General features: G+C 44.1%; 23 protein-coding genes. 15 read left to right on the top strand and 8 right to left on the bottom strand.

The genetic code is table 11. The annotated features are described in order from the left end of the window. Nucleotide 1 precedes the first annotated feature (1 nt). From NXZ84_RS08555 to NXZ84_RS08530, 6 genes are all read right to left on the bottom strand, one after another. Complete coding sequence (locus NXZ84_RS08555; RefSeq protein ID WP_258839844.1) at nt 2-307, bottom strand: YtpI family protein; 306 nt, start codon at nt 305-307, stop codon at nt 2-4. Between the two features lie 44 nt (nt 308-351). Next, on the bottom strand, nt 352-552 hold the full coding sequence (locus NXZ84_RS08550; protein ID WP_258839843.1) for a YtzJ family protein: 201 nt from the start codon (nt 550-552) through the stop codon (nt 352-354). A gap of 166 nt (nt 553-718) precedes the next feature. Beyond that, nucleotides 719-1,216: a hypothetical protein gene (locus NXZ84_RS08545; protein ID WP_258839842.1), complete on the bottom strand. Its 498-nt coding sequence runs from the start codon at nt 1,214-1,216 to the stop codon at nt 719-721. Continuing rightward, nucleotides 1,217-1,543: a YtrH family sporulation protein gene (locus NXZ84_RS08540; RefSeq protein WP_258839841.1), complete on the bottom strand. Its 327-nt coding sequence runs from the start codon at nt 1,541-1,543 to the stop codon at nt 1,217-1,219. It abuts the gene before it with no gap. A gap of 89 nt (nt 1,544-1,632) precedes the next feature. Beyond that, entirely contained in the window at nt 1,633-2,328 is a 696-nt protein-coding gene (locus tag NXZ84_RS08535; protein ID WP_396654016.1) for an L-lactate permease, read from the bottom strand. Between the two features lie 56 nt (nt 2,329-2,384). Next, nucleotides 2,385-3,143, bottom strand: a complete 759-nt coding sequence (locus NXZ84_RS08530) for an L-lactate permease (RefSeq protein WP_258839840.1) — start codon at nt 3,141-3,143, stop codon at nt 2,385-2,387. Nucleotides 3,144-3,329: 186 nt separating this feature from the next. Here NXZ84_RS08530 and NXZ84_RS08525 point away from each other — a divergent pair, with 186 nt between their 5' ends. The 10 genes from NXZ84_RS08525 to NXZ84_RS08485 all read left to right on the top strand — a co-directional run bounded on the left by NXZ84_RS08525 (nt 3,330) and on the right by NXZ84_RS08485 (nt 15,344). Then, nucleotides 3,330-6,758: a DNA polymerase III subunit alpha gene (locus NXZ84_RS08525; RefSeq protein WP_258839839.1), complete on the top strand. Its 3,429-nt coding sequence runs from the start codon at nt 3,330-3,332 to the stop codon at nt 6,756-6,758. Between the two features lie 93 nt (nt 6,759-6,851). Beyond that, nucleotides 6,852-7,358 carry a phosphatidylglycerophosphatase A family protein gene (locus tag NXZ84_RS08520; RefSeq protein ID WP_258839838.1) on the top strand — a complete coding sequence of 169 codons (507 nt, stop codon included), beginning with the start codon at nt 6,852-6,854 and terminating at the stop codon, nt 7,356-7,358. 70 nt (nt 7,359-7,428) lie between these two features. Further along, nucleotides 7,429-7,569 carry a DUF4260 family protein gene (locus NXZ84_RS15235; RefSeq protein WP_396654034.1) on the top strand — a complete coding sequence of 47 codons (141 nt, stop codon included), beginning with the start codon at nt 7,429-7,431 and terminating at the stop codon, nt 7,567-7,569. Between the two features lie 191 nt (nt 7,570-7,760). Next, on the top strand, nt 7,761-8,999 hold the full coding sequence (ystJ, locus tag NXZ84_RS08515) for an NADP-dependent malic enzyme (RefSeq protein ID WP_258839837.1): 1,239 nt from the start codon (nt 7,761-7,763) through the stop codon (nt 8,997-8,999). A gap of 29 nt (nt 9,000-9,028) precedes the next feature. Further along, the gene (locus tag NXZ84_RS08510; protein ID WP_258839836.1) at nt 9,029-9,679 is read left to right on the top strand and encodes a FadR/GntR family transcriptional regulator; all 651 of its coding nucleotides are present in this window, start codon (nt 9,029-9,031) and stop codon (nt 9,677-9,679) included. A gap of 185 nt (nt 9,680-9,864) precedes the next feature. Next, complete coding sequence (accD, locus tag NXZ84_RS08505; RefSeq protein ID WP_258839835.1) at nt 9,865-10,725, top strand: acetyl-CoA carboxylase, carboxyltransferase subunit beta; 861 nt, start codon at nt 9,865-9,867, stop codon at nt 10,723-10,725. Next, entirely contained in the window at nt 10,722-11,684 is a 963-nt protein-coding gene (locus tag NXZ84_RS08500) for an acetyl-CoA carboxylase carboxyltransferase subunit alpha (RefSeq protein WP_258839834.1), read from the top strand. Before accD ends, NXZ84_RS08500 begins: the two co-directional genes overlap by 4 nt. Nucleotides 11,685-11,885: 201 nt before the next feature. After that, nucleotides 11,886-12,845 carry a 6-phosphofructokinase gene (gene pfkA / locus NXZ84_RS08495; protein ID WP_258839833.1) on the top strand — a complete coding sequence of 320 codons (960 nt, stop codon included), beginning with the start codon at nt 11,886-11,888 and terminating at the stop codon, nt 12,843-12,845. Nucleotides 12,846-12,860: 15 nt separating this feature from the next. After that, nucleotides 12,861-14,618 carry a pyruvate kinase gene (gene pyk, locus NXZ84_RS08490; RefSeq protein WP_258839832.1) on the top strand — a complete coding sequence of 586 codons (1,758 nt, stop codon included), beginning with the start codon at nt 12,861-12,863 and terminating at the stop codon, nt 14,616-14,618. A gap of 333 nt (nt 14,619-14,951) precedes the next feature. Then, nucleotides 14,952-15,344 carry an FxsA family protein gene (locus NXZ84_RS08485; protein WP_258839831.1) on the top strand — a complete coding sequence of 131 codons (393 nt, stop codon included), beginning with the start codon at nt 14,952-14,954 and terminating at the stop codon, nt 15,342-15,344. 58 nt (nt 15,345-15,402) lie between these two features. Here the strand turns inward: NXZ84_RS08485 and ytvI are convergent, their stop codons facing one another. Continuing rightward, entirely contained in the window at nt 15,403-16,545 is a 1,143-nt protein-coding gene (ytvI, locus tag NXZ84_RS08480) for a sporulation integral membrane protein YtvI (protein ID WP_258839830.1), read from the bottom strand. 401 nt (nt 16,546-16,946) lie between these two features. Between ytvI and citZ the strand changes: the two genes are divergently transcribed. From citZ to NXZ84_RS08455, 5 genes are all read left to right on the top strand, one after another. Continuing rightward, nucleotides 16,947-18,059, top strand: a complete 1,113-nt coding sequence (gene citZ / locus NXZ84_RS08475) for a citrate synthase (protein ID WP_258839829.1) — start codon at nt 16,947-16,949, stop codon at nt 18,057-18,059. A gap of 115 nt (nt 18,060-18,174) precedes the next feature. Then, a complete protein-coding gene (gene icd, locus NXZ84_RS08470) occupies nt 18,175-19,476 on the top strand; it encodes an NADP-dependent isocitrate dehydrogenase (RefSeq protein WP_258839828.1) in 1,302 nt (433 codons plus the stop codon). A 20-nt stretch (nt 19,477-19,496) separates the two neighbouring features. Then, nucleotides 19,497-20,432, top strand: coding sequence for a malate dehydrogenase (gene mdh / locus NXZ84_RS08465; protein ID WP_258839827.1), 936 nt, complete (start codon nt 19,497-19,499; stop codon nt 20,430-20,432). Between the two features lie 89 nt (nt 20,433-20,521). Further along, complete coding sequence (locus tag NXZ84_RS08460) at nt 20,522-20,998, top strand: PH domain-containing protein (RefSeq protein ID WP_258839826.1); 477 nt, start codon at nt 20,522-20,524, stop codon at nt 20,996-20,998. Further along, the gene (locus NXZ84_RS08455) at nt 20,991-22,484 is read left to right on the top strand and encodes a PH domain-containing protein (protein WP_258839825.1); all 1,494 of its coding nucleotides are present in this window, start codon (nt 20,991-20,993) and stop codon (nt 22,482-22,484) included. The genes NXZ84_RS08460 and NXZ84_RS08455 overlap by 8 nt, the downstream gene beginning before the upstream one ends. Before the next feature lie 27 nt (nt 22,485-22,511). Here the strand turns inward: NXZ84_RS08455 and NXZ84_RS08450 are convergent, their stop codons facing one another. Further along, the gene (locus NXZ84_RS08450; RefSeq protein WP_258839824.1) at nt 22,512-23,792 is read right to left on the bottom strand and encodes an SGNH/GDSL hydrolase family protein; all 1,281 of its coding nucleotides are present in this window, start codon (nt 23,790-23,792) and stop codon (nt 22,512-22,514) included. Nucleotides 23,793-23,817 lie beyond the last annotated feature (25 nt).

Raw genomic sequence — 23,817 nt, 5'->3', positions numbered from 1 at the left:
ATTACTTTTGTGAAGAGTGGGTATCTGTTTCAGGCTGATTGTGGTATCGTCTCCAGTTTCGAATCCCCACGATGAGATTAAAACCTCCAATTAGACTGATAAGAATAATAATGAGTAGGCGGAGGAAACCACCCGTATAGGAGAGGTTTAATGCGCCGACCGCAATAAAGAGCCACCCCATATAGAAGTTCATCTTCGCTTGTTGAAGTCCACGAAGGCGAGGTTGGGTCGCCCGATGATAGCGCATACTGTGATAAGTAGTTAAGCCTAAAGTGATCGTAATTATGGTAATGAAGAGTAAATTCACTCTGGGTTCCTCCTGCTGGTATGCGTATTTTGGCGTGAGTATAATTAATTCATGGTTCGTTCCTTGGCTTCCTCAGGAATGAACCAGTTGCCATGGGGGGTTCGATCGATGAAGACAGGGATCTCCAATTGTTGCAGCTCTTTGATGAGTAATTGCGTTACTTGGTCCGATTCCGTATAAGCGGAATACCCCTCCAGTAATCTCTTCAATTTTGCTTTGCACATACTTTTATGGTTAATAATCATACATGGATGCCCCCTTCCCTTCCACCTTTATTATACCCAATTGGGGAGAGTTTTGCGACTACTTTTGTACTTCTGTAACCAGTTTGTTAAGATTTTATGTTTATGCATGGAAGTAGACAAAAGAATGGGGCTCTCTATAGAGAGGGTAGAGGAAGGGGAGAAACAATTACTCCTCTATTTTTTTGGCTTCCACCCAAATACGGAGGGTGGAATGTTCGAAGACTAGATATTTTAGCGATAAATTAACTTTTATAGTGGAATTACCAGTGCCTGAAACATAAATGGTCCGATCAGTTAACATGTTATCTAGCATCTCTGGGTTAGTGCTAATCCATTTCATTGATTTTCCGATAAAAGGGTCGAGAATAGTGGCCACTTCCTCTTTAATATCTTCTTGTTTGAAGCGTTGCTCACTAATTAATTCTATCTGAAATTTCTCGATAAGGTCAGCTTGTTCTTGGCGATCTAGATCTTTTTGAGCGTATTTTTCAATCTCATCTGTGAGACGAACAATTTCTTTTTGTTTTTGATTATTAGAGTAATAAAGTTGAGCTCGTTCTAAGTACAAGTTGTCTAATTTTTGTCCAAAGATAAATAGCGTTCCGATGGCACCAATTAAGCTTCCGAAAATAAATGCCACCAATAAGCGGGAACGAACCCTCATTTAGGAGGGCTCCCCGATGAGCCACCGGATGAGTACGGTTCCCGTATGGGCTCCAATGAATGCACTGAGAATAAAAATAAATTGTTGCCCTACCTGATTTAACTCTCCACCTAGTATATTAACTTCAAATGCACGTATCGTATCAAAAGTGCCCCCTAGCGCGGCTACCAAAGCCCAGATCTTTAATTGATCGGCGAGATTCCACATGGTGTCCATCGGAGGTTGGTTTGTCAACAGCGCTCCAATCCCTCCCAAGACGGACCCACCTAGGACAACACCTAGTGCGATAAAAAAGTCTAAGACGGTTGTAGACCAGAATTGTCCCATATATCTTCCTCCTAAAAGCTTGTCTTCTTCTTTTCATCATATGAGGGAAGGGCAGTGGTTATGAGAAGAGTACGGACGGAAGATGGAGACTAGCTGGGTGATATCTCAAGCGAATAGAATAGATGCGTACTGATATATATCTCGCACATTAATAGAAGAATGGTTCCTAGTCCGATAAGAAATATATAACGAAGCAGTTGATTTTCACGCTCACCGATCCCACCGATGGTGGCGGCGAGCACAATACGAGCGGGGAAAGTCATCACTAGATGTGAAGAGCTGCTATTTTGGATCCAGGCAACGAGGTCGGGAGAGAGTTGAAGCGTTTCCGCAGTCTTAAGTTGAAGTTGGATAAACATGGCATTAGCACCTGTATTACTCCCCGTGAGAAAACCGCCCAGTCCACCGATAAGTGGAGCGATGTATAAATAGTAAGAACCAAAGAATAGTGCAAACGACTGGGAGATTAGAGTGATCATATTGGCATACACCATTACTTGCGACATAATGACAAATCCGAGTGTAGAGAGAAGGACAGGAGTAAATTGGCGAATCGAATGACGCATGCTCTGTGCGATAGTTACTCCCGTAAGGCGGAAGGAGATGATCGTATAGAGGCAGGCGAGCATGAGATAAAACCCTGGTGAGAAGAGAAGAGCGAGTGTAAAATCGTACTGAGGTAAGGAGATAACAAAATAGTGTCTAAATACGTCTTGTAATGCTGGGATCGTGCGGGTAATAGATAAAGATAAAATAAGAAAGAGATAGGGGCTTAATGCACGCACAATCTCTTTATAGTAAGGTGGTGATGTATAGGCAGATGCAGATGCCCTCTTTTTTCTTAACCACTGTAAATAGAGTAAATAGAAAGTGCCAACAGTCCTCCGAATACACCTGCTAACTCCACACTGACAGAAGAGCTGAAAAACCAGATTGAGATGGACAATGTACCACTGACCAACATGATTTCCCCGGCATGCTTTTTCAAAGCGGGGAGACCACCAGCGAGCAGAACGATGATGATAGCGAAATAAAAGAAGATGGGAATGGAAAACAAGGCTGTACCTGTTCCTAAGCGCTCGAGGGGCATATCAATTAAGCTGACTCCGATGAGGCTACCGGTCGCTAGTGCTCCCCAGGGGACAGCGGTAAGTCCGATAATGGACATGGCTACTGCTTTGAAGCGATCAAATCCTAAAGAGATTAGAATAGGGGTGATCACAACAACAGAGACACCAAAGCCACTAGCTGATTCCAGAAGAGGGGAAAAGGCCAGTACGAGCAGTATGACTTGGCGTGTTGGATTGTCCGTTGTACTGGCGACAAAGTGAGCGATAGACTTAATCGCCCCTGTCGCGTTCATTAGATGATAGAGAAAAATACCGAATATCAAGACATAGGAAACGATACTTGTTGTTAATATCCCCTTTATGACGGCTTGTAAGAGATCTGTAAGTGGGAGTGAGAAGTTAGAAGAAAAAAACGGTACCAACATGGCGAACATACAAGCGACGAGTGCAGCTTCTACAGTGGAACGTTTACAGATGAAAAGAAGAAAAAAGATGATAAGAATAGGTAAGGAAGCGAGAAAAAGTGTCATTGATGTTCCATCCTTTAGTGAAAGAGTAAGTGGACAAGTACATGCCTTAATTTCTTACATGATAGTAGATGGTCTGGTTTTCGTAAATAGTTGAGGAGTTACACCTTTAGCTCGATGGAAATGGAACGAAACGTGCGCTATACTTATTGTAAATAAGCGATCATAGGTTCGGAAGGTAGATGGAGTATGGGTTCATTTGTTCACCTGCATGTACACACAGAGTATAGTTTGTTAGATGGGGCGGCACGTATTGAAGAGCTTGTGAAAAAAGCGAAATCATTAGGAATGAATGCCTTAGCCATGACAGATCATGGGGTTTTACATGGAGCCATTCCGTTCTATCGTGCCTGTTGCGCTCATGGGATCAAACCGATTATTGGATGTGAGGTTTATGTGGCAGCGGGTGATCATCGTGAAAAATCGCAGGAACGTGGGAAAGATATTTATCATTTGCTTTTACTGGCCACCAATCTACAAGGATATCGGAATTTAATGAAGCTCACATCTTATGCTCATCTCGATGGTTTTCATTATAAGCCGCGCGTTGATAAGAAGCTGTTGCGTCGCTTTCATCAAGGGCTAATCGCAACGAGTTCCTGCTTAGCAGGAGAGATTCCAAGAGCGATTCTGGCTGATCAAACGGCGGAGGCACAGCGACTAACGAGGGAGTATCAAGATATCTTTGGAGAAGATCACTTTTACTTTGAGTTACAAGATCATCAACTTGCAGAACAGCAAAAAGTGAATCGTAAATTGATTGATTGGTCACGAGCATGGGGAGTTCCGTTAATAGCTACGAACGATGTTCATTACCTTGAACAAGGTGATAGTGATGTACACGATTGCCTGCTCTGCATTGGAACAGGTCGTAAACTTCAAGAGTCGAATCGTTTGCGGTTTCCCTCAGATCAATTTTATCTCAAGTCGGAAGAGGAGATGAAATCACTTTTTCGTCATGTTCCAGAAGCGATCACCAATACTGAAAGAATCGCGAAACGGTGTGTACTGGAGATTCCTCTGAAAGAGAAATTGCTTCCTCGCTTTCCCGTGCCTGCAGGCGAGTCTGCTCGCTCGTATTTAAAAAAGATGTGTGAAGAGGGTGTGATCGAGCGCTATGGAGAAGTGACAGCGGAAGTACATGAGCGCTTAGAGTATGAGCTAGCCGTGATAGATCAGATGGGGTTTAGTGACTATTTTCTCATTGTGTGGGATCTCATTCGTTTCGCTCATCAACAGAAGATCGCGACTGGACCGGGACGGGGTTCGGCAGCGGGAAGTCTTGTTGCCTATGTTCTCTATATCACAGATATTGATCCGCTCCGTTATGATTTGCTATTTGAACGTTTTCTTAATCCTGAGCGGATCAGCATGCCAGATATTGATATTGATTTTAATGATGAACGGCGTGACGAAGTGATTAGGTATGTAAAGGAAAAGTATGGTGGGGAACGGGTGGCACAAATTATCACTTTTGGAACGATGGCAGCTCGTGCCGCTGTTCGTGATGTGGGGCGTGTATTGGGTATTCCGTACCACGAAGTGGATCAGGTGGCAAAATTGATTCCTGCTAGGCCAGGCATAACACTTGCAAAAGCGTTCCAATTAGAACCAAAGTTAGAGAGAATTTGTGATGAGAATGCCTCTATAGCAGGACTTATGCGTAAAGTACGCCGCGTAGAAGGATTGCCTCGACATGTTTCTACACATGCAGCGGGTGTGGTTATGTCGGAAACGCCGTTGACAGAACATGTGCCTTTGATGGAAGGAAGCGATGGGATTCCGCTGACACAGTATCCGATGGGGGATCTGGAAGATATCGGTCTATTAAAGATGGATTTTTTAGGGTTGCGTAATTTAACTGTGATTGAACGCACCATGGAGTTAATGGAGGCAGATGGAGTAGATACAACCGGTTGGGAGGAAGATCCTGAATTTAAGGATCCAGCGACTTACCGTCTATTGACACGTGCTGATACCACGGGAGTATTTCAGATGGAATCGATGGGGATGAGGCGGGTGTTAAAGGAGCTGCGCCCATCGGAATTTGAGGATATTATTGCTGTGTTAGCACTATATCGGCCCGGTCCCATGGAGCAAATCCCTCGCTTTATTCGTGCTAAACATGGGAAAGAAAAAGTGAGTTATCCTCATCCGGACTTACGATCCATTCTTAGCAGCACCTATGGCATCATCGTGTATCAAGAGCAAATCATGAGGATTGCTGCGCAGATGGCTGGCTATCGCTTAGGGGAAGCAGACATCTTACGAAGAGCTGTCTCAAAAAAGAAGAGAGCGGAATTGCATGAGGGACGGATTACGTTTGTAAAAGGGTGCCGAGCGCAAGGATATGATGAGCAAGTAGCACATGAGGTATATGATCTGATCGTTCGCTTTGCTGATTATGGTTTTAATCGTAGTCACTCTGCCGCATATGCGGTATTGGCATATCGTACCGCCTATTTGAAAGCAAACTATCCGCTCTACTTTATGGCAGCACTGCTAACTTCAGTGGTGGGGAATCATAGCAAGATGGCGGAGTACATTGAGGAAGCTCGTCGGATGGGGATTGAAGTGTTACTGCCAGATGTAAATGAGAGTGGACGTAATTTTGCTGTGCAACAAGGACGAATTCGCTTTGGTCTAGCAGCCATTAAACATGTGGGTTTACACGCAATTGATTCGATTATACACGAACGAAAAGATCGCCCTTACCGTGATCTGTTTGACTTATGCGCGCGAATTCATTTACGGGTGGTAAACCGGAGGGTGTTGGAGGCTTTGATTCAAGCGGGTGCACTTGATTCCCTTTCTGGACATCGGGCTCAACAACTAGCAATGCTAGATGAAGCGTTAGAAAATGGAGCAGGAATGAAAAAGGGATCCCGGGATCAGATGAGTTTATTTGATCAATCGGTCCTTCCATCAGTTCCTCAGAAATATACGTATGAAGGGATTACTCCATATTCCGAGCAGGAGAAGTTACAGGCAGAGCGAGAAATGTTAGGGTTATATATATCTGCACATCCATTGGATGCGGTAGAATCTCAATTGCGTCAAGTGTCAACTCATACTCTTAAAGAAGCGTTAGAGGAGAAAGAGGGAAAGCAAGTTCGTGTAGGTGGCTTGCTGACACAGGTGAAAACGATCACGACCAAACGAGGGGAAAAAATGGCTTTTGCTACGGTAGAAGATAAAGTGCACAGTATCGAAGTAATCTTGTTTCCGAAGGTGTATCAAGAGGTGCAACTTCTGTTAAAAGAAGAAGACCCTGTATGTGTATATGGGAGTGTGCAAGTCGATGAGAAGGGTATACGTTTGATAGCAAAACAATTGCTGAAGGTGGAACAGACCTCCGCGATACAGGAAAGGAAGAGGAACGGAGACGGATCCGTAACAAAAGTATACTTGTTAATAACGGACGAGAATGAGAAGAGCCTCTTTCAACTTAAACAAGTATTGCAACGCCATCGAGGCGAGGTACCTGTCTTTCTCTACTACCAGCAGTCACAAAAACTGTTAGCCTTACCCCTTACCAAATATGGAATTTCTCCTACAGACGCATGCCGAGAGGAAATCCAGTCTATCCTAGGAACGCGAGCAGTGCGCTTTACTTAACCCGCTTGGCTATCTGCCGTGGACACGGGCATGGGAAGAAAAACATACGATGAAATACGAGTTAGCTAACCATGAGAGAAATAGGTGATATGAATGTTTTATGAGCATGCGATCGAGCTTTTAGATCGGCGAGGTGTAACCATCGAAGCAATTGCCGATATTGTATATGATCTACAACTGAAGTTTCATCCTCAGTTAACCCGCAGAGAGTGTGTGGAGAGTGTAGATACCGTTTTGAAAAAGCGGGAAGTACAACATGCCATCATTACGGGAGTGGCGCTGGATGAGTTAGCGGAGCAAAAAAAGCTTCCCTATCCCTTGCAGCAGATGTTAGAATCCGATGAACCGTTGTACGGGATAGACGAAATTGTGGCGCTCAGTATTACTAATGTATATGGAACAATCGGTCTAACGAGCTTTGGATACTTAGACAAGAATAAAAATGGGATCATCAGTCAGTTAAATAGCAATAAGGGCATGGTTCACGCTTTTTTAGACGATCTGGTCTCAGGGATCGCAGCAGCGGCGTCCGCGCGGATTGCTCATGAATACCCCGATTTTAGCCGGTATGAGATCAATGGGGAAAAGGATTCACTCTAAAGGTTGTCGAATTGTTTAGCCCAAGGGATCTTGGGCTTTTCTCGATCCTGCGTGTAGAAGGCTTGTTACTATTTTTATTTGCAACGTATCTTTTATGTCATCGCTGACGGGAGTATGTGGTTGTACTTATTGTTTATTTTTTCCCGATATGGCGATGCTAGCTTATTTGATCGAAACAAACAGGGGAGCTGTAGCTTATAACTTTTATTAGGGGCTAGTTCGATCAGTTTGTTCATCGGCCTAAATTTGGAGTTCCTATATTTGGTATGGATTGTATGGTAGGGTTACCCTATACAACGCTTGTGATTAGTAAGTGAAAGTTCATGTTATGCTATTGAATACTCTGATATAATAAGAATAAGATAGGTGGTCAGACCACTGCGAAAAAAGGAGTGAATGTGTTTGTCTTCATTTCGTGAAGAATCGCTCGGCTTGCATCGTGATCACCAAGGAAAGTTGCGTGTGGAATCGAAAGTTCCTGTTGAAAACACACATGACTTAAGTTTAGCTTACTCACCTGGGGTGGCTGAGCCTTGTAAAGAGATTCACAACCATCCGCATACTATATATGAATATACGATGAAAGGAAATACGGTGGCGGTCGTATCTGATGGGACAGCAGTTTTAGGGTTGGGGAATATTGGTCCCCATGCTTCTTTACCTGTGATGGAAGGAAAAGCTGTTCTCTTCAAGTCATTTGCGGGTGTAGATGCTTTTCCAATTGTTTTAGATACCAGCGAAATAGATCATATTATTGAAACCGTCAAACGCATAGCTCCTGGATTTGGCGGAATTAACTTGGAAGATATCGCAGCGCCCAAATGCTTCGAAATCGAGGAGCGCTTAAAGAAAGAATTAGATATTCCTGTGTTTCATGATGACCAACATGGTACGGCTATTGTGACACTGGCAGGGTTGATTAATGCTTGTCGCTTGGTCAATAAACGTATGGATGAGATTCGGGTTGTTGCGAATGGGGCAGGCTCAGCGGGAATTGCTATAATAAAATTATTGCTTAATATGGGCGTACACCATGTGGTGATGTGCGACAGCAAAGGTGCTATATATGATGGTCGTCCCTTTGGAATGAATGCGGTGAAAGAGGAGATTGCCAAAGTAACCAACCCAGAAGGGATTCAGGGGAATTTAGCAGACGCGATGAAAGGCGCCGATGTGTTTATTGGGGTATCGGTAGAAGGAGCTGTAACCCCTGAGATGGTAAGATCAATGAATCGAGATCCTATTATTTTTGCAATGGCAAATCCCACCCCAGAAATAATGCCGGATCTTGCCTACGAGGCCGGGGCAAAGGTTGTCGGAACTGGAAGGTCTGATTTTCCGAATCAGGTAAACAATGTTCTTGCTTTTCCTGGAATATTTCGTGGGGCTCTGGATGTGCGTGCTCGTTCGATTAACGAAGAGATGAAAGTAGCTGCTGCACATGCCATTGCTAAGTTGATCGATGAAAGGGCTTTACGGGAAGATCAAAGCGTGATCCCAGCACCCTTTGACCCAAGAGTCGCCCCTCATGTGGCGCAGGCGGTAGCACAGGCTGCAATTGAGACAGGAGAAGCACGGGTTCATGTTGATCCTAAAGATGTGTATGAGAAAACCTTGCGGTTAACAGGTACCATTAAATAATTATTTGCTAGGAGTGGAGGAGGCTCTTCGTGTTGCCAGCAGTTGGTTCTAACAAGTTTCAGTCTTTACTAAGCCAAATAAACGCGCTAATTACAATTGATCAGCTGGAGCCTGGGAGCCGCCTTCCTTCAGAGCGGGAGTTAGCAGAAAGGTTAGGTTCGAGTCGTGCGACTGTGCGAGAGGTGTTGCGTTCGCTCGAACTGTTAGGGATTATTACTACCAGACGTGGAGAAGGAACCTTTCTTAGCGAGATGGAAGGCAATCAGTTTGTGGAGATTTTGGCTTTTTATATCTTGCGGGATGCGAAATCTGAACAGGAACTGCTGGAATTGTGGGTGTTGTTAGAGGCAAACGCCATCTATTTGGCAGCCAAGCATGCGACGGAAAATGATATGTATAAACTGGACATGCATGTCGTTCAGATGCATAAAGTGAAAGATAACCAAGTTCACTTTCAAAAAGAAGTACGAAACTTTCATCATACGCTGGTTCGTTCTGCTCATCATTCACTCCTATTAAAAATTTGGCGTCTGGTGGTGGAGTACGGAAATACGCTACCCTCTCCCTTTCAGCAAGAGGATGTAGATCGTGCGATTCAATCACGAAAATCACTGATTGCCTGTGTACGAGCAAAGGAATGTTGGACTGCTATGGCAAGACTTTTGCAATTGGCACAGTAACAACTATGACACTTTTAATTCCTGATTTGGTAATAATGGTACTAAAGTTAGTGGGATTACTTATTTTGCTTTGATGAGGAAGAATTGAAGCTGTAAACAAAGTCTTTAGTCTCCAATTGTGGGAAGGTAGATCTTCTCTTTAGGGCGGCTAGGGGTTGTTTGTATTATGCGGAAGAGGTGTTATCGTGCTGAAGGATTTATTTCGCAAGAAGCGGAAATATGCCAGCGTTCCCTCTGATCATAACAAGCGAGATGTACCTGAGGGAATCATGCAAAAATGTCACGTTTGTGGAACCATCATCTATGCTAAAGAACTAGAGAAGAACTTAAAAGTATGTAAACATTGTGAAGCTCATATCACTATGACGGCACCTGAACGAATCCATTCACTCATTGATGAGGGCAGGTTTTTTGAATACGACACGGATTTAATTTCTACAGACCCTCTACAATTCCCGGGATATCTAGATAAAGTGAAAAAAGATATGGAGAAAACGAAGTTGAGCGAAGCGATTATTACTGGAGAGGGAACGATTGGCGGCTTTCCAGTCGTGATTGGGGTGATGGATTCCCGTTTTCGGATGGGTAGTATGGGTGCTGTGGTCGGGGAGAAAATTGCTCGAGCTGTCGAACAGGCAGCAACCAAAAAATATCCTTTTCTTTTGTTTTCAGCTTCTGGAGGGGCACGGATGCAAGAAGGTGTCCTATCATTGATGCAGATGGCAAAAACAAGTGTAGCATTAGAGCGTTTACATCGAGAAGGTGTTCTCTTCATATCGGTGATGACGCATCCAACGACAGGTGGAGTAGCAGCTAGCTTTTCTTCACTAGGTGATATTAATTTAGCAGAACCAGGGGCTCTGATTGGATTTGCGGGGAGGCGGGTGATTGAACAAACCGTACGTCAAAAACTTCCTGATGACTTTCAGACTGCTGAATTTTTATTAAAACATGGTCAGTTAGATCAAGTTGTTCCTCGTCATAAGATGAAAGAAACCATATTGAATATCTTGGATTTGCACTGTGAAAAGAGGGCAGAGACATGAATAATGGGTACTTACCTTTTGAACGACCATTGGTAGAGTTGCGTAGTAAAGTTCTAGAATTGAAAGCGTTTTCAGAGGAGAAGGGCATTGATATGTCGGTGGAGCTTCGTAGCCTAGAAGAAAAAGTAGAGCGCTTGGAAAATGAAATCTACGGTAATTTAAATGCATGGCAAAAGGTACAGATTGCTCGTCATTCCCATCGTCCTACAACGAAGGATTATATAGAAAAGATCTTTACTAACTTTATGGAGTTTCATGGTGACCGATTATATGGTGATGACCCTGCTATTATGGGGGGGATTGCAAAATTAGATGGGCTTCCGGTAACGGTGATCGGGCATGAGCGTGGAAAAGATACAAAAGAAAAGATTGCTCGCAACTTTGGCTTACCTCACCCAGAAGGATATCGGAAGGCATTACGTTTAATGCTACAAGCAAATAAGTTTGGACGTCCGATTATCTGTTTTATTGATACACAAGGTGCACACCCTGGGATTGAAGCGGAAGAGCGGGGACAGAGTGAGGCTATCGCTCGTAACCTTCGCGAGATGGCAGGTTTGAGGGTTCCCGTTATCTGTGTGGTTACTGGCGAGGGAGGGAGTGGAGGAGCACTAGCTATCGGTGTAGGCAATCGCTTGTTAATGCTCGAACACGCTTATTACTCAGTGATATCACCAGAAGGGGCCGCAGCTATCTTGTGGAGGGATGCAAGCGAGGCGCAAAAAGCGGCGAGCGCCCTAAAAATTAATGCTCAAGATTTGAAGTCGCTCGGGGTGGTGGATGAGATTGTGGCTGAACCAAAAGGAGGAGCACATCAAGACCCTACTCAACAGGCATCTTTGTTGAAAAAGTCCCTCGGTGCGCAATTATCTCCTCTACTTGAGATGAGTGGGGATGAGCTTCTACAAGATCGCTATGAAAAATATGCGAAAATCGGTGATTATACGACCGTGGGTTGATGCCCACGGCTTCTCTTTTCTTATCCTGTTTGCATCTAGGCTTAGGTGTAAAAAGAAGAGGTTTGGGGTATGAAAAAAAGATGAACATAAGCATCGTCTCCGATCGGGTGGAATGGTAATCCGATATGATGATATACCATGTGCCATATAGTTAAGCAGAAATGGATGTAGATTTAAGTGAAGGCAAGGAGTGAACAAGAGATGAAGCGAATCGCTGTACTGACGAGTGGAGGGGACTCGCCTGGCATGAATGCGGCTATCCGTGCCGTTGTGAGAAAGGGCTTGTATCATGGAATCGAAGTATATGGAATTTATCGTGGATATATGGGCTTAATCCAGGCAGATTGGACTCGATTATCCGTCGGTTCTGTTGGGGATATTATTCATCGTGGTGGAACAATCTTGCATACGGCCCGTTGTGAGGAGTTTCGGACGGCGGAGGGACAGGATCAAGCTCTTAGTAACTTGCGTAAGGAAAATATCGAAGGGTTAATCGTGATTGGTGGTGATGGGTCGTTCCGTGGAGCATTAGCATTAAATGATAAGGGCTTTCCTACAGTGGGGGTTCCTGGGACGATTGATAACGATATTGAGGGAACGGATTTTACCATAGGATTTGATACAGCTGTGAATACTGTCATCCATGCGATTGACCAGATTCGTGACACCGCTTCTTCTCACGAACGCACCTTTATTATTGAAGTTATGGGAAGGAATGCGGGTGATATAGCCATGTGGGCGGGTTTAGCTGATGGGGCGGAGTCGATATTAATCCCGGAGGCGCCCGTACAGTGGGATGAAATTGCGCACCGTTTGAAGAGAGGGAATAAGCGCGGAAAAAGGCATAGTATTATTATCGTGGCAGAGGGAGTTTGTAGTGGGACAGAAGCGAAAGAAAAGATCGAATCGATAACAGGCTATGATACTCGTGTGACCGTGTTGGGTCATATCCAACGAGGTGGAACACCGACAGCGATGGATCGTGTATTAGCTAGTCGCATGGGAGCAAAGGCAGTCGATGTGCTGCTTGCAGGTGAGTGCGGACAGATGGTGGCCATTCATCGTAATGAGATAAAAGCGGTGCCGTTGAGGGAGGCACTGGCAACCAAACGAACAGCTGATTTGTCCATGTATGATCTGGCAGAGATCTTAGCCATTTAAGATGAGGTGGAACTGATGCGTAAAACAAAAATTGTTTGTACAATAGGACCTGCAAGTGAAAGTGTAGAAGAGCTAAAGAAGTTGATGAAGGCGGGAATGAATGTAGCACGGCTTAATTTTTCACATGGTACACATGAAGAACATCGCGAGCGGATACGGAATATACGGCAGGCAGCGGCAGAAGCAGGCTGTATTGTCTCCATTCTTTTAGATACCAAGGGACCGGAGATACGTACCGGGAAATTATCTCGCGCACAGGAAGGGTATCAGTTAGAAGAAGGTGCCCAGATTACGTTAACAACAGAAGAGATCTTGGGGGATCAACATCGTGTTTCGATTACATATCATCAGTTGCCACAGGACGTGAAGAAGTCCGACCTTATTTTGGTAGACGATGGGTTGATTCGCTTACAAGTCACAAAAGTAGAAGGAACGGAAATTTATTGTAAAGTGTTAAATAGTGGTAGGTTGAAAGAGAAAAAAGGGGTAAATGTACCTGGAGTAAAAGTAAACCTGCCTGGGATCACTGAAAAAGATGCGGACGATTTACGTTTTGGTATCGCAGAGGAAGTGGACTTCATTGCGGCTTCCTTTGTACGGAAAGCAGAGGATATTCTTGATCTGCGCCGCATTTTAGAGCAGACAGGTGCGGATATTCCTGTAATATCTAAAATTGAAAATCAAGAGGCGTTGGAACATTTAGATGAGATCTTGATGGTGTCGGATGGTTTGATGGTGGCACGCGGGGATTTAGGGGTGGAGATCCCTGCGGAAGAAGTGCCGCTTGTTCAGAAAGAGTTGATTCAAAAATGCAACCGGTTAGGAAAGCCCGTGATCACAGCAACACAGATGCTGGATTCGATGGAGAGAAATCCACGGCCGACACGTGCAGAGGCTAGTGATGTGGCTAACGCTATTTTAGACGGGACAGATGCGATTATGCTGTCTGGTGAAACTGCGATCGGAAAATACCCGGAGGAAGCTGTTCTTACTATGGGACGGATTGCAGAGCGAACAGAGTCTTCTCCTCGTTATCGGGATAGCTATCGTGCGCGGTCACAACATCATCAACAAAGTGTAACTGATATTATTAGCCAGTCGGTGGTTCATTCGACTGAACACCTTCCTTGTTCTGCTATCGTGTGCCCAACAGAGAGCGGATACACAGCGCAGCTGGTCTCCAAATATCGTCCACATGTTCCTATCATCGCGGTTACACCGCATGAAAAGGTATTGCGTAAGCTAACGCTGGCGTGGGGAGTGTATTCCGTCAAGGGGAAGCATGTAAAGAATACGGATGAGATGTTACAGCGCGCAATTGAAAGCGCATTGCAAAGCGAGCTGGTAAAGATGGGGGATGTGGTAGTGATTACCGCAGGTGTTCCTGTGGGAACTGCGGGTTCTACCAACTTTATGAAGGTACACATCATTGGCGATATGGTTGCTAGTGGTCAAGGCATTGGTGGTGATGTGGTAACGGGCAAGGTAGTAACCGGGACAACGGTAGATGAAATCTTGGAAAAAATGAATGAAGGGGATATTCTTGTTACGATGGGTACCGATCGCGACTTGATGCCAGCTTTGGAGAAAGCCAAGGCTATTATTACCGAAGAGGGTGGACTCACTTCACATGCCGCTGTGGTAGGACTGAGCTTAGGTATTCCTGTGGTGGTAGGGGTTAATGATGCCACTCAAAAATTAAAAGATGGGATGGAAATTACGCTTGACGGACAGAAGGGGCGTATTTTTTCGGGTAGGGCTAATGTGCTATAAGTGAGTGGGAAAAATAAAAGCTGACTAAGCATGTAGGAAGGCGCATTAGTCAGCTTTTCATTATATCCCAAATTAAATACCGATGAGATGCGGGTAGATCCACCAGCGTAACCGCCGCCTTTTCTTACGAGCTCGTTCTTTCATGTTGCTATGACTCCTTTCACTGTTAAAAAAAGTTGCGTGGCGAATAAAGTGCCTCACTACTATTGTAGGCTTTTTGATGAGGGGGATATGAACAGTATGTGTGAAAAGGGGAAAAAATATTGATGAAGAGGATTACCGTGAAAAAACTGGTAGGTATCGAGAAGATAGTCTGACAAAGGGGATGAGGAGATGCTGCGTTGGCTTATACTTTTATTAATCGCTATTCCTGCACTGGAGATTTGGGGGCTTATCAGTGTGGGGCGATGGCTTGGAGCAGTACCTACTGTGCTGATGGTCGTTGTCACTGGTGTCGTTGGGGGTTATCTGGCTCGCAATGAAGGGATGAAGACGTGGCAACTTGCAAACCACCGCATGAAACGTGGAAAACTTCCAGGGGATGAGATTTTAGACGGAATATCTATTTTAAGTGGGGGATTGTTACTGCTTACTCCTGGATTTTTTACTGATTTTATCGGTTTTCTTCTCCTGGTTCCGTATACACGTGCAATAGTAAAATTGGGGATGAAAAAGTGGTTGATCAAAAGGATGACACGTGGTGATATAATGTGGCGTCGCTTTTAAAAAGAGCCAAGGCGGTATGCTACTTGGCTCTTTTCGTATAAAGAGAGATGCTCATATTTTATAGATGACGATCCGTCAATTTTAACGGGTTACCGCGAATGTAGCGCCATAAATCCTGGAATACATGTGCCCGGTATAAGGTGAGCATGATCACCATGATAACGGGTCCAACGAGCAAACCGATAATACCGAACAGTTGAAGTCCAACAAAGAAAGAGATTAAGGTAAGAAGCGGATCTAGACCTATACTTGTACCGATCAATTTTGGCTCAATCATCTGTCTGAATACGACGATGACAGAGTAAAGAACGAGAAGGCCAATGGCCAGTGACAAATCGCCAGAAAGAAATTGATATCCAATCCAGGGGACCATGGCAGCGCCTACTCCTAGATAGGGAAGAAGATCAACAAAGCCAATGATCAATGCAAGAGTGAGTGCATACTCGACACGCAAGATGGATAAGCCGATAAACACGATCATAAATGTGATACTGATTAATGTGAGTTGGGCACGTAAGAATCCTAGTAAGGCACGCCGTAGATCATTGAAAATCACACCGAGGGTAAAATGAATCTCTTCGGGTATGATTGTTTGTCCGGTATTCATCAAGCGTGGCCACTTGAGTGAGATGAAGAAAGAGGCGAGTATGATAAAGATGGATACCGTTAAAATATAGGGTAGGTCGGTAAGGAAAACGGCGATCCAATCAATAATTTTGGTTAGAAGTTCAGTCCCCTTTTGAGTAAATACTCCCATATTATCCTGTATACTATCCATGATCTGTGTTTTTTGAGCGGGATTATTTTCAAGGTATTCTTGCGTCTGGTGAATGATACGCGATATAGGTGATTCTTCATGCAATAAGGTATTGAATAGATACTGATTGAGATCGTTAAAATACTCAGGAAGACGTTCGGTAAGCCTGGTTACCTCGATGACGATGCGTGAGATAATAAACAGAAACAATGAGGTGAAAAGGCCAATAATAATTGTGAGCATTAAAGTGACAGCTGTCCAACGAGGGAAGCGTAAGCGTGTATGTAACCACCGGACAGCTGGTTCGATCATCATTGCAATCAGCCACCCGATAATGAAGGGATAGAGCAAAGGGACCGAAATGATGAGGGTAAATGCGAGGAGTAGAGTAGAGAACAGGACAATAACTCCTCGGGTCAACTGTCCACGTAGCGGATTATTCATCGTATTCCTCCGTTCTCATAACTGCTTACATTATACTATGAAACTCGTGGTTAAAAAAAGGAAAAAGAGTATCTCCTCCCATAGGAATTGGACGGGACCATTCTACTTCTGTAGATGATATGAGAATTTATTTATGGTAAACTAAAAAGGGCAAAACAGTCAGGATTCATTCTTCGCTTGTGAATGTGTAAGCATCTGATTAATTTTTACATATAGTGTGAACCGCAGACAGGTATTGCAGTAAAGATTGATCATGTGCTTTCACGTTTGTTATTTCTATACAGATTGATTGGGACATGGGGTATGAAGATTACATACCGACCAAGTCAGACCGGCTGTTCGGCCGCGGCATGAGGGTGCTATATCTTATACGTTTTTAAGTAAAGGAGCGACCAGATCATATGTCTAATGCAAAAGGATTGGAGGGCATCGTAGCCCTTACATCACAAATTAGCTCAATCATCGATGGTGTTCTCACCTATCGTGGAATTAATATCGATGATTTAACAGACAACGCTAGCTTTGAAGAGGTTATATATTTATTGTGGAATGGTTCTCTTCCGACGCAAGCACAATTGGATGAATTAAAAGTGCAACTGGATGCGCATGCGACGCTACCTCAACAGTTATTGGAGCAGATGAAGGCGTATCCAAAAGATGTTCATCCAATGGCTATCCTACGTACTGCCATTTCCGCTTTAGGATTATTTGACGCGCAAGCAGATGATAATAGCACTGAAGCAAATCAACTAAAAGCAGTTAATTTAACTGCTAAATTGCCTACAATTATTTCTACTTTGCATCGTCTGCGCAATGGTTTAGAACCGGTTTCGCCTCGCTCTGGGTATGGTTTTGCTAGCAACTTCATATATATGCTGACTGGTGAAGAGCCTGATGAAATAGCTGTAAAAGCAGTCGATAAAGCTTTGATCTTGCATGCGGATCATGAGCTAAATGCTTCTACCTTTGCGTCCCGTGTGACGACAGCTACGCTTTCAGATATGTATTCTGCTATTACTACAGCCATTGGTACATTGAAAGGGCCTCTGCACGGTGGAGCAAATGAACGAGTTATGGCAATGCTAGAAGAAATTGGTGAGCTGGATGCAGTAGAAGCTGTGGTTAATAAAAAGTTGGCTAATAAAGAAAAGATCATGGGCTTTGGTCATCGTGTGTACAAAGATGGAGATCCACGTGCAAAACATCTGCGTGAAATGTCCCGGCAGTTGGCTGAACTTACGGGTGAGCAGAAGTGGTATGAGATGTCCATTAAGATTGATGATATGATTGTGAGTCAAAAGGGATTGAAGCCAAACGTAGATTTTTACTCTGCTTCGGTTTACAACTACCTAGGTATTCCACGTGATCTCTTTACGCCTATCTTTGCGATGAGTCGTGTTTCCGGTTGGACTGCTCATGTAATGGAACAATACGCAGATAACCGCTTAATTCGTCCTCGTGCAGAATATGTAGGTCCAACGCATCAACCTTACGTTCCTATGAACGAACGTTAATTTAGTAAGCAGTGGCGAAGTGACAGCAGGGGCGGACTTGACGGTGCCCCCTGTTTTTATGTGCTTGTAAGTTTTAAAATGGATTACAAAGACGAAGAAAAAAGGGGTAAGATTCATGGCAGGGACAGACGTGTCAATAAATCACCAATCTATTGGTGAGAAGATTACCATTGAAAAAAGCGGAGAACTTCGTGTTCCCAACAACCCTATCATCCCATTCATCGAAGGTGATGGTATTGGAACAGATATATGGAAAGCAACTAAGCGTGTTCTTGATGCAGCAGTAGAAAAAGCTTTTGATGGAAAGAAGAAAATAGCATGGTTAGAAGTATATGCGGGTGAAAAGGCATACAACCATAAGAATGAATGGCTTCCAGAAGAAACTTTAAACCAGATTCGTGAATACTATGTTGCTATAAAAGGTCCTTTGACAACTCCTGTGGGTGAAGGAATTCGCTCTCTTAATGTTGCATTGCGACAAGAGCTGGATCTATATGTGTGTTTGCGTCCGGTTCGTTACTTTCAAGGTGTTCCATCGCCAGTGAAAAAACCGGAACAAGTAGATATGGTTGTGTTTAGAGAGAATTCAGAGGACATATATGCAGGGATTGAGTGGCAAGCAGAGACGAAAGATGCAGAAAAGATGATTCACTTCCTACAAACGGAAATGGGCGTTAAGAAAATCCGTTTCCCGCAAACGTCTGGAATTGGGCTAAAACCAGTTTCTCGTGAAGGTACAGAACGTTTGGTGCGCTCTGCCATACAATATGCATTGGATCATGGTCGCAAAAGTGTCACCTTGGTTCATAAAGGCAACATCATGAAATATACAGAAGGTGCTTTTAAACGCTGGGGATATGAGCTAGCGGAGAAAGAGTTTTCTGAGCAAACCTTTACTTGGGCCGAGTATGATCGGATTGTGGAAGAGAAGGGTAAAGAGGAAGCTAATCGTGCACAGTCAGAAGCAGAAGCGGCTGGAAAAGTAATCATTAAAGATTCGATCGCAGATGCGTTCTTACAACAGATTTTAACTCGTCCGAACGAGTATGATGTGATCGCCACACTCAACTTGAATGGGGACTATATTTCGGATGCGTTAGCGGCGCAAGTAGGAGGCATCGGGATTGCACCAGGGGCAAACATCAATTATGAATCAGGGCATGCGATCTTTGAAGCTACCCATGGGACTGCTCCAAAGTATGCTGGGATGGATAAGGTCAACCCAGGTTCACTGATTCTCTCCGGAGTATTGATGTTAGAACACCTAGGATGGCAAGATGCGGCTGATCTTGTTTATGGTGCAATGGAAAAAACAATCTCGCAAAAAACGGTTACCTATGATTTTGCTCGTCTCATGGATGGAGCGACAGAAGTAAAATGTTCGCAGTTTGCGGAGAAACTGATTGAAAATCTATAACTTAGGGGAGGAAGATAGACATGGCAATTAAGAGGAGAAAAATTTCTGTTATCGGTGCAGGCTTTACTGGCTCGACCACTGCTTTAATGGTGGCACAAAAAGAATTAGGCGATGTTGTATTGGTCGATATCCCTCAGGTAGAAGATCCAACGAAGGGGAAAGCACTTGATATGCTAGAGGCAAGTCCAGTACAAGGGTTTGATTCTAACATTGTTGGCACCTCTGATTATGCAGAGACCGCTGGTTCAGATGTTGTTATCATTACAGCTGGAATTGCACGGAAACCAGGTATGAGCCGTGATGATCTGGTTGCGACTAACGCTAAGATTATGAGGAGCGTTGCGCAAGAAGTAGCAAAACACTCTCCAGAAAGTATCATCATCGTTTTGACCAACCCGGTGGATGCAATGACATATGAAGTATTCCGTACGTGTGGGTTCCCGAAAAACCGTGTCATTGGACAATCTGGTGTACTAGACACCGCTCGTTTCCGTACTTTTGTCGCACAGGAGCTTAACGTGTCCGTAGAGGATGTAAGTGGCTTCGTATTGGGTGGACACGGTGATGATATGGTACCATTAATTCGTTACTCTTACGCGGGGGGCATTCCTCTTTCCAAACTGATACCACAAGATCGCTTAGATGCGATTGTAGAGCGTACTCGTAAGGGTGGCGGTGAGATCGTAGGTTTGATGAAGAATGCAAGCGCGTATTTTGCACCTGCAGCTTCACTCACACAAATGACAGAAGCTATTTTGAAAGATAAGAAACGTATTTTGCCTGCGATCGCTTATCTTGAGGGTGAGTATGGTTATCAAGATATGTACCTTGGTGTACCCACAGTGATTGGTGGCGCTGGTATTGAGAAGATCATCGAATTGGATCTATCTGATGAAGAGAAAAAAGCATTGGATCAATCAGCTGATTCAGTTCGTAACGTAATGAAGTTATTGTAATACATTAGATAATAAAGAATAAGATGAGAAACCCAGGAGGCATGGATGATGTTTCCTGGGTTTTTTGCCAAGCGGGAGGGGACGTTCAGATGCGAGCCGAGCCTAAACATCGTATTGATGAGAAAGCACTCACAGTCTGGTATTGGGAAGGGGTTATCATAGGTTTAGTCCTGATTGGACTGTTCAGTGTACTTATATATGCACTATATCGAATAGAAGTGAGCATGTGGCTAACTGCTCTAGTGATACCTATTCTAGTGGTTATAGGCTCGTGGATGATATGGGGATGGCCTAAGCTACGCTGGAAGCGGTGGCGTTATGAAGTGACAGAGAATGAGATTGAACTTCAGTACGGGGTATGGATAGTAAAGCGTACCTTGATACCGATGGTACGTGTCCAGCATGTGGATACGAAACAGGGACCATTATTACGCCGATATGGTTTAGCTGCAGTAATGATTTCCACTGCGGCTGGAACTCATGAAATACCAGCGTTAGAGGAATTAACAGCAGAGTTGCTGCGAGATCGCATCGCGGAGTTAGCGCGGGTGATAGATGATGTTTGAGCCACGAAGACAACATCCTCTCTATGTCCTTATTCATTTATTTCAAGCGATTAGATCATGGGTATCTCCTTCCGTTTTTCTTGTTGTGTATGCGGTGACATCAGGTAGGTTGAGCGGAAACTTATTAGTGGTTGTAGGGAGTTCGCTCATCTTTATGATTCTAATATTCTTGGGATTGGGATTTTACAGTTGGCGTAGGTATACATACATGATTAAAGGAAATGAGCTGGTCATTCATAGTGGGATCTGGGTTCGCAAACAGCGAATAATCCCACAATCAAGAATTCAATCTATCGATTTGACAGAGGGGATATTTCATCGCTTATTTGGGTTGGTTCGTGTGCGAATTGAAACCGCAGGAGGGTCTGAGCCTGAGGTGGCGATGGATGCCTTGTTAAGAAGTGATGCGTATAACCTACAAATAGCGCTGAAAAAGAATTTATCTGAAAAAGAAGACGAAAAGAGTGGCGAGGGTAGTATAAAAGCTGATCAGAGGAAGAGTGAACGAAAACTGCAGACAAAGGAGCTCCTTCTTGCGGGAGCGACTTCAGGCGGAATTGGAATCGTCTTTCCATTGATCGGAGGGCTATTCTCTACAGTATATGAGTTGTTACAAATGAGTGAGTGGTGGTCATCATTAGATTGGTTTCATTTATTTCAGTCTTCCGTTTCTGCCCTATCGGTGGCTACGGTTCTCTTAGTATTGTTTAGCGTTCTCTTTCTTTCTTGGATGTTGGCGATAGTGGGAACTATACTTACAAATGCTCACTTTACGGTTCGACGAGAAGGAAATGATTTACTATTACAGAGAGGATGGTTGGAGAAAAAAAGGGTATCCATTCCATTAGCGCGCATTCAAGCAATCCGAGTTGTAGAGGGAGTTCTGCGGCAACCTTTTGGTTTAGCAGCTTTGCATGTGGAAAGTGCAGGTTTTGGGAATGAAAATGGCGATTCAACCGTTTTGTTCCCTTTAATTCGTATGAGAGATATAAAACCTTTTTTAGCGGAGTTTGTTCCGGAATTTTCAACAGATGTGGTGGTTACTAGCCTACCGAAACACGTGCGAAAGCGATATATCGTACGCTCCCTGTGGATGCCGTTAGTGGGTGTACCGGTGCTTACGATGATGTTTTATCCGTTGGGATTACTATCGCTCTTTTTTATACCTCCGGCTGTAGCATGGGGTTGGTGGAAGTACCGATTCGCAGGTGTGGGCAGGGAAGGAAATTTTTTGTATCGTCTGCGGTGGCAAGGAGTGTGGAGGCGTACCACCGTTATCGTAACTCGCCCCCGCATTCAAGCCCTGGTATTGAAGAGGAACTGTTTTCAACGAAGGGCTCGTGTATGTACAGTTGAGGTACAAATAGCCTCAGGGAGTGGATCGGGTTATTATCGGGTGATTGATGTCGATGAGAAAGAAGGGGAGCGATGGCATGATATGCTTCGCAATGATAAAGAAAAGATGACTTCTTCTAGGATACTCTAAAGAAGAAGTCATAGCAGATGAGCGGAATTATGGAAGCAGAGAGAGGTAGGCCGTCTGTGCCATCTTTTGATATCCTAGATCACTTGGGTGTAAGTGATCGCCAGAATCATAGATGGGGAGGAGACGCTGTGGGTCGGCAGGATCTTGAAGTGCATGCTCAAAATCGATAACAGCGTCTGCTTCACCGCTTTGGCGAATCCATTCATTTACTTGTTGGCGGACACGTTCACCCTCTGCAGTGTAAAACCGAGCGCCCTTATATGGAAGAAGTGTACCCAGATAAATACGAACGTCTTGATCGTGTGCCTCCCTGATCAGTTTTCGATAACCGGCAATCATTGTTTCAGCAGAGATAGTAGGTTGTGCTCCAATATCATTTATTCCAATTAAAACGATGACATCAGTAACACCAGAGCGTTGTAGCACATCGCGCTGAAAGCGACCCAAAAGTTTTTCTCCATAAATCGGATGGTCACGCAAAAGTTTATTTCCCGAAATCCCAGTATTAACGACGGCGATCGGTAAATCTTCTTGGCGTAGTAACGTAGCCAAATGGTTGGGATATCGTTGGTTGTTATCTTGTGTAGAGGTGGAACCATCTGTAATTGAATCTCCCACAGTAACAAGGGTATAAAAGGTTTGATCTAGGCGTTGTACATCTAATCCAGCGATATAAAACCAAGAGTAAAGGGAAGAGGCGAAGGCATGCTCAGATGGGTCTAAGGAATAATTTCCTGGTGTCGATAAGTAAGAAGTTTGTTTAGCAATGCGGTGCCAACTCATCGCTCCACTTCTGCCTGGAATATATAGATTGATCGCAATATCTGTTTCTGGTGAAACCACCATGTTTATGGGATCACTATAGACTTCTTCACCTACAGCTAATGTGATATGTTGCTTACCATCAAAGGTAGCGGTGTGAAGTGAACCAGGAACTAAGGTTGCACCTTCTTTAACTAACCCTATGGTTACCTCCTTGAAGGCAACTGCTGTATCTCCATATGGATTAGTAAGATGAACCCGAACTTTGTTTCCGCCGATCGAGGGACGAATAATCATGCGCAAGGTTCGATTTGTGATGCCTGTTTGTGCGGCTCCAGAAGGTGGCTGATGAGCTGTACTCCATGTGGATATCCATGAGGTTGAAGGGGTGGGCTGTTTGGGTTCATTTATACTCAGGGTGTTTTGTTGAGCAGAAGGGTGTTCACCTACAACAGGTTCCTTTAAAATGATAGTATCTAGTACATAAGCAGTCAGGAAAATGGAGACTGTTATCAATATAAAAACAATTTTTTTCCATTTTTTCATAAATAGAACTCCGTTCTAACTTCAA

Source organism: Mechercharimyces sp. CAU 1602 (genome assembly GCF_024753565.1).
In the GTDB taxonomy this organism is placed as follows: domain Bacteria; phylum Bacillota; class Bacilli; order Thermoactinomycetales; family JANTPT01; genus Mechercharimyces.
The sequence above is the reverse complement of the archived record's forward strand: the minus strand, read 5'-3'. Positions and strand labels throughout refer to the sequence as shown.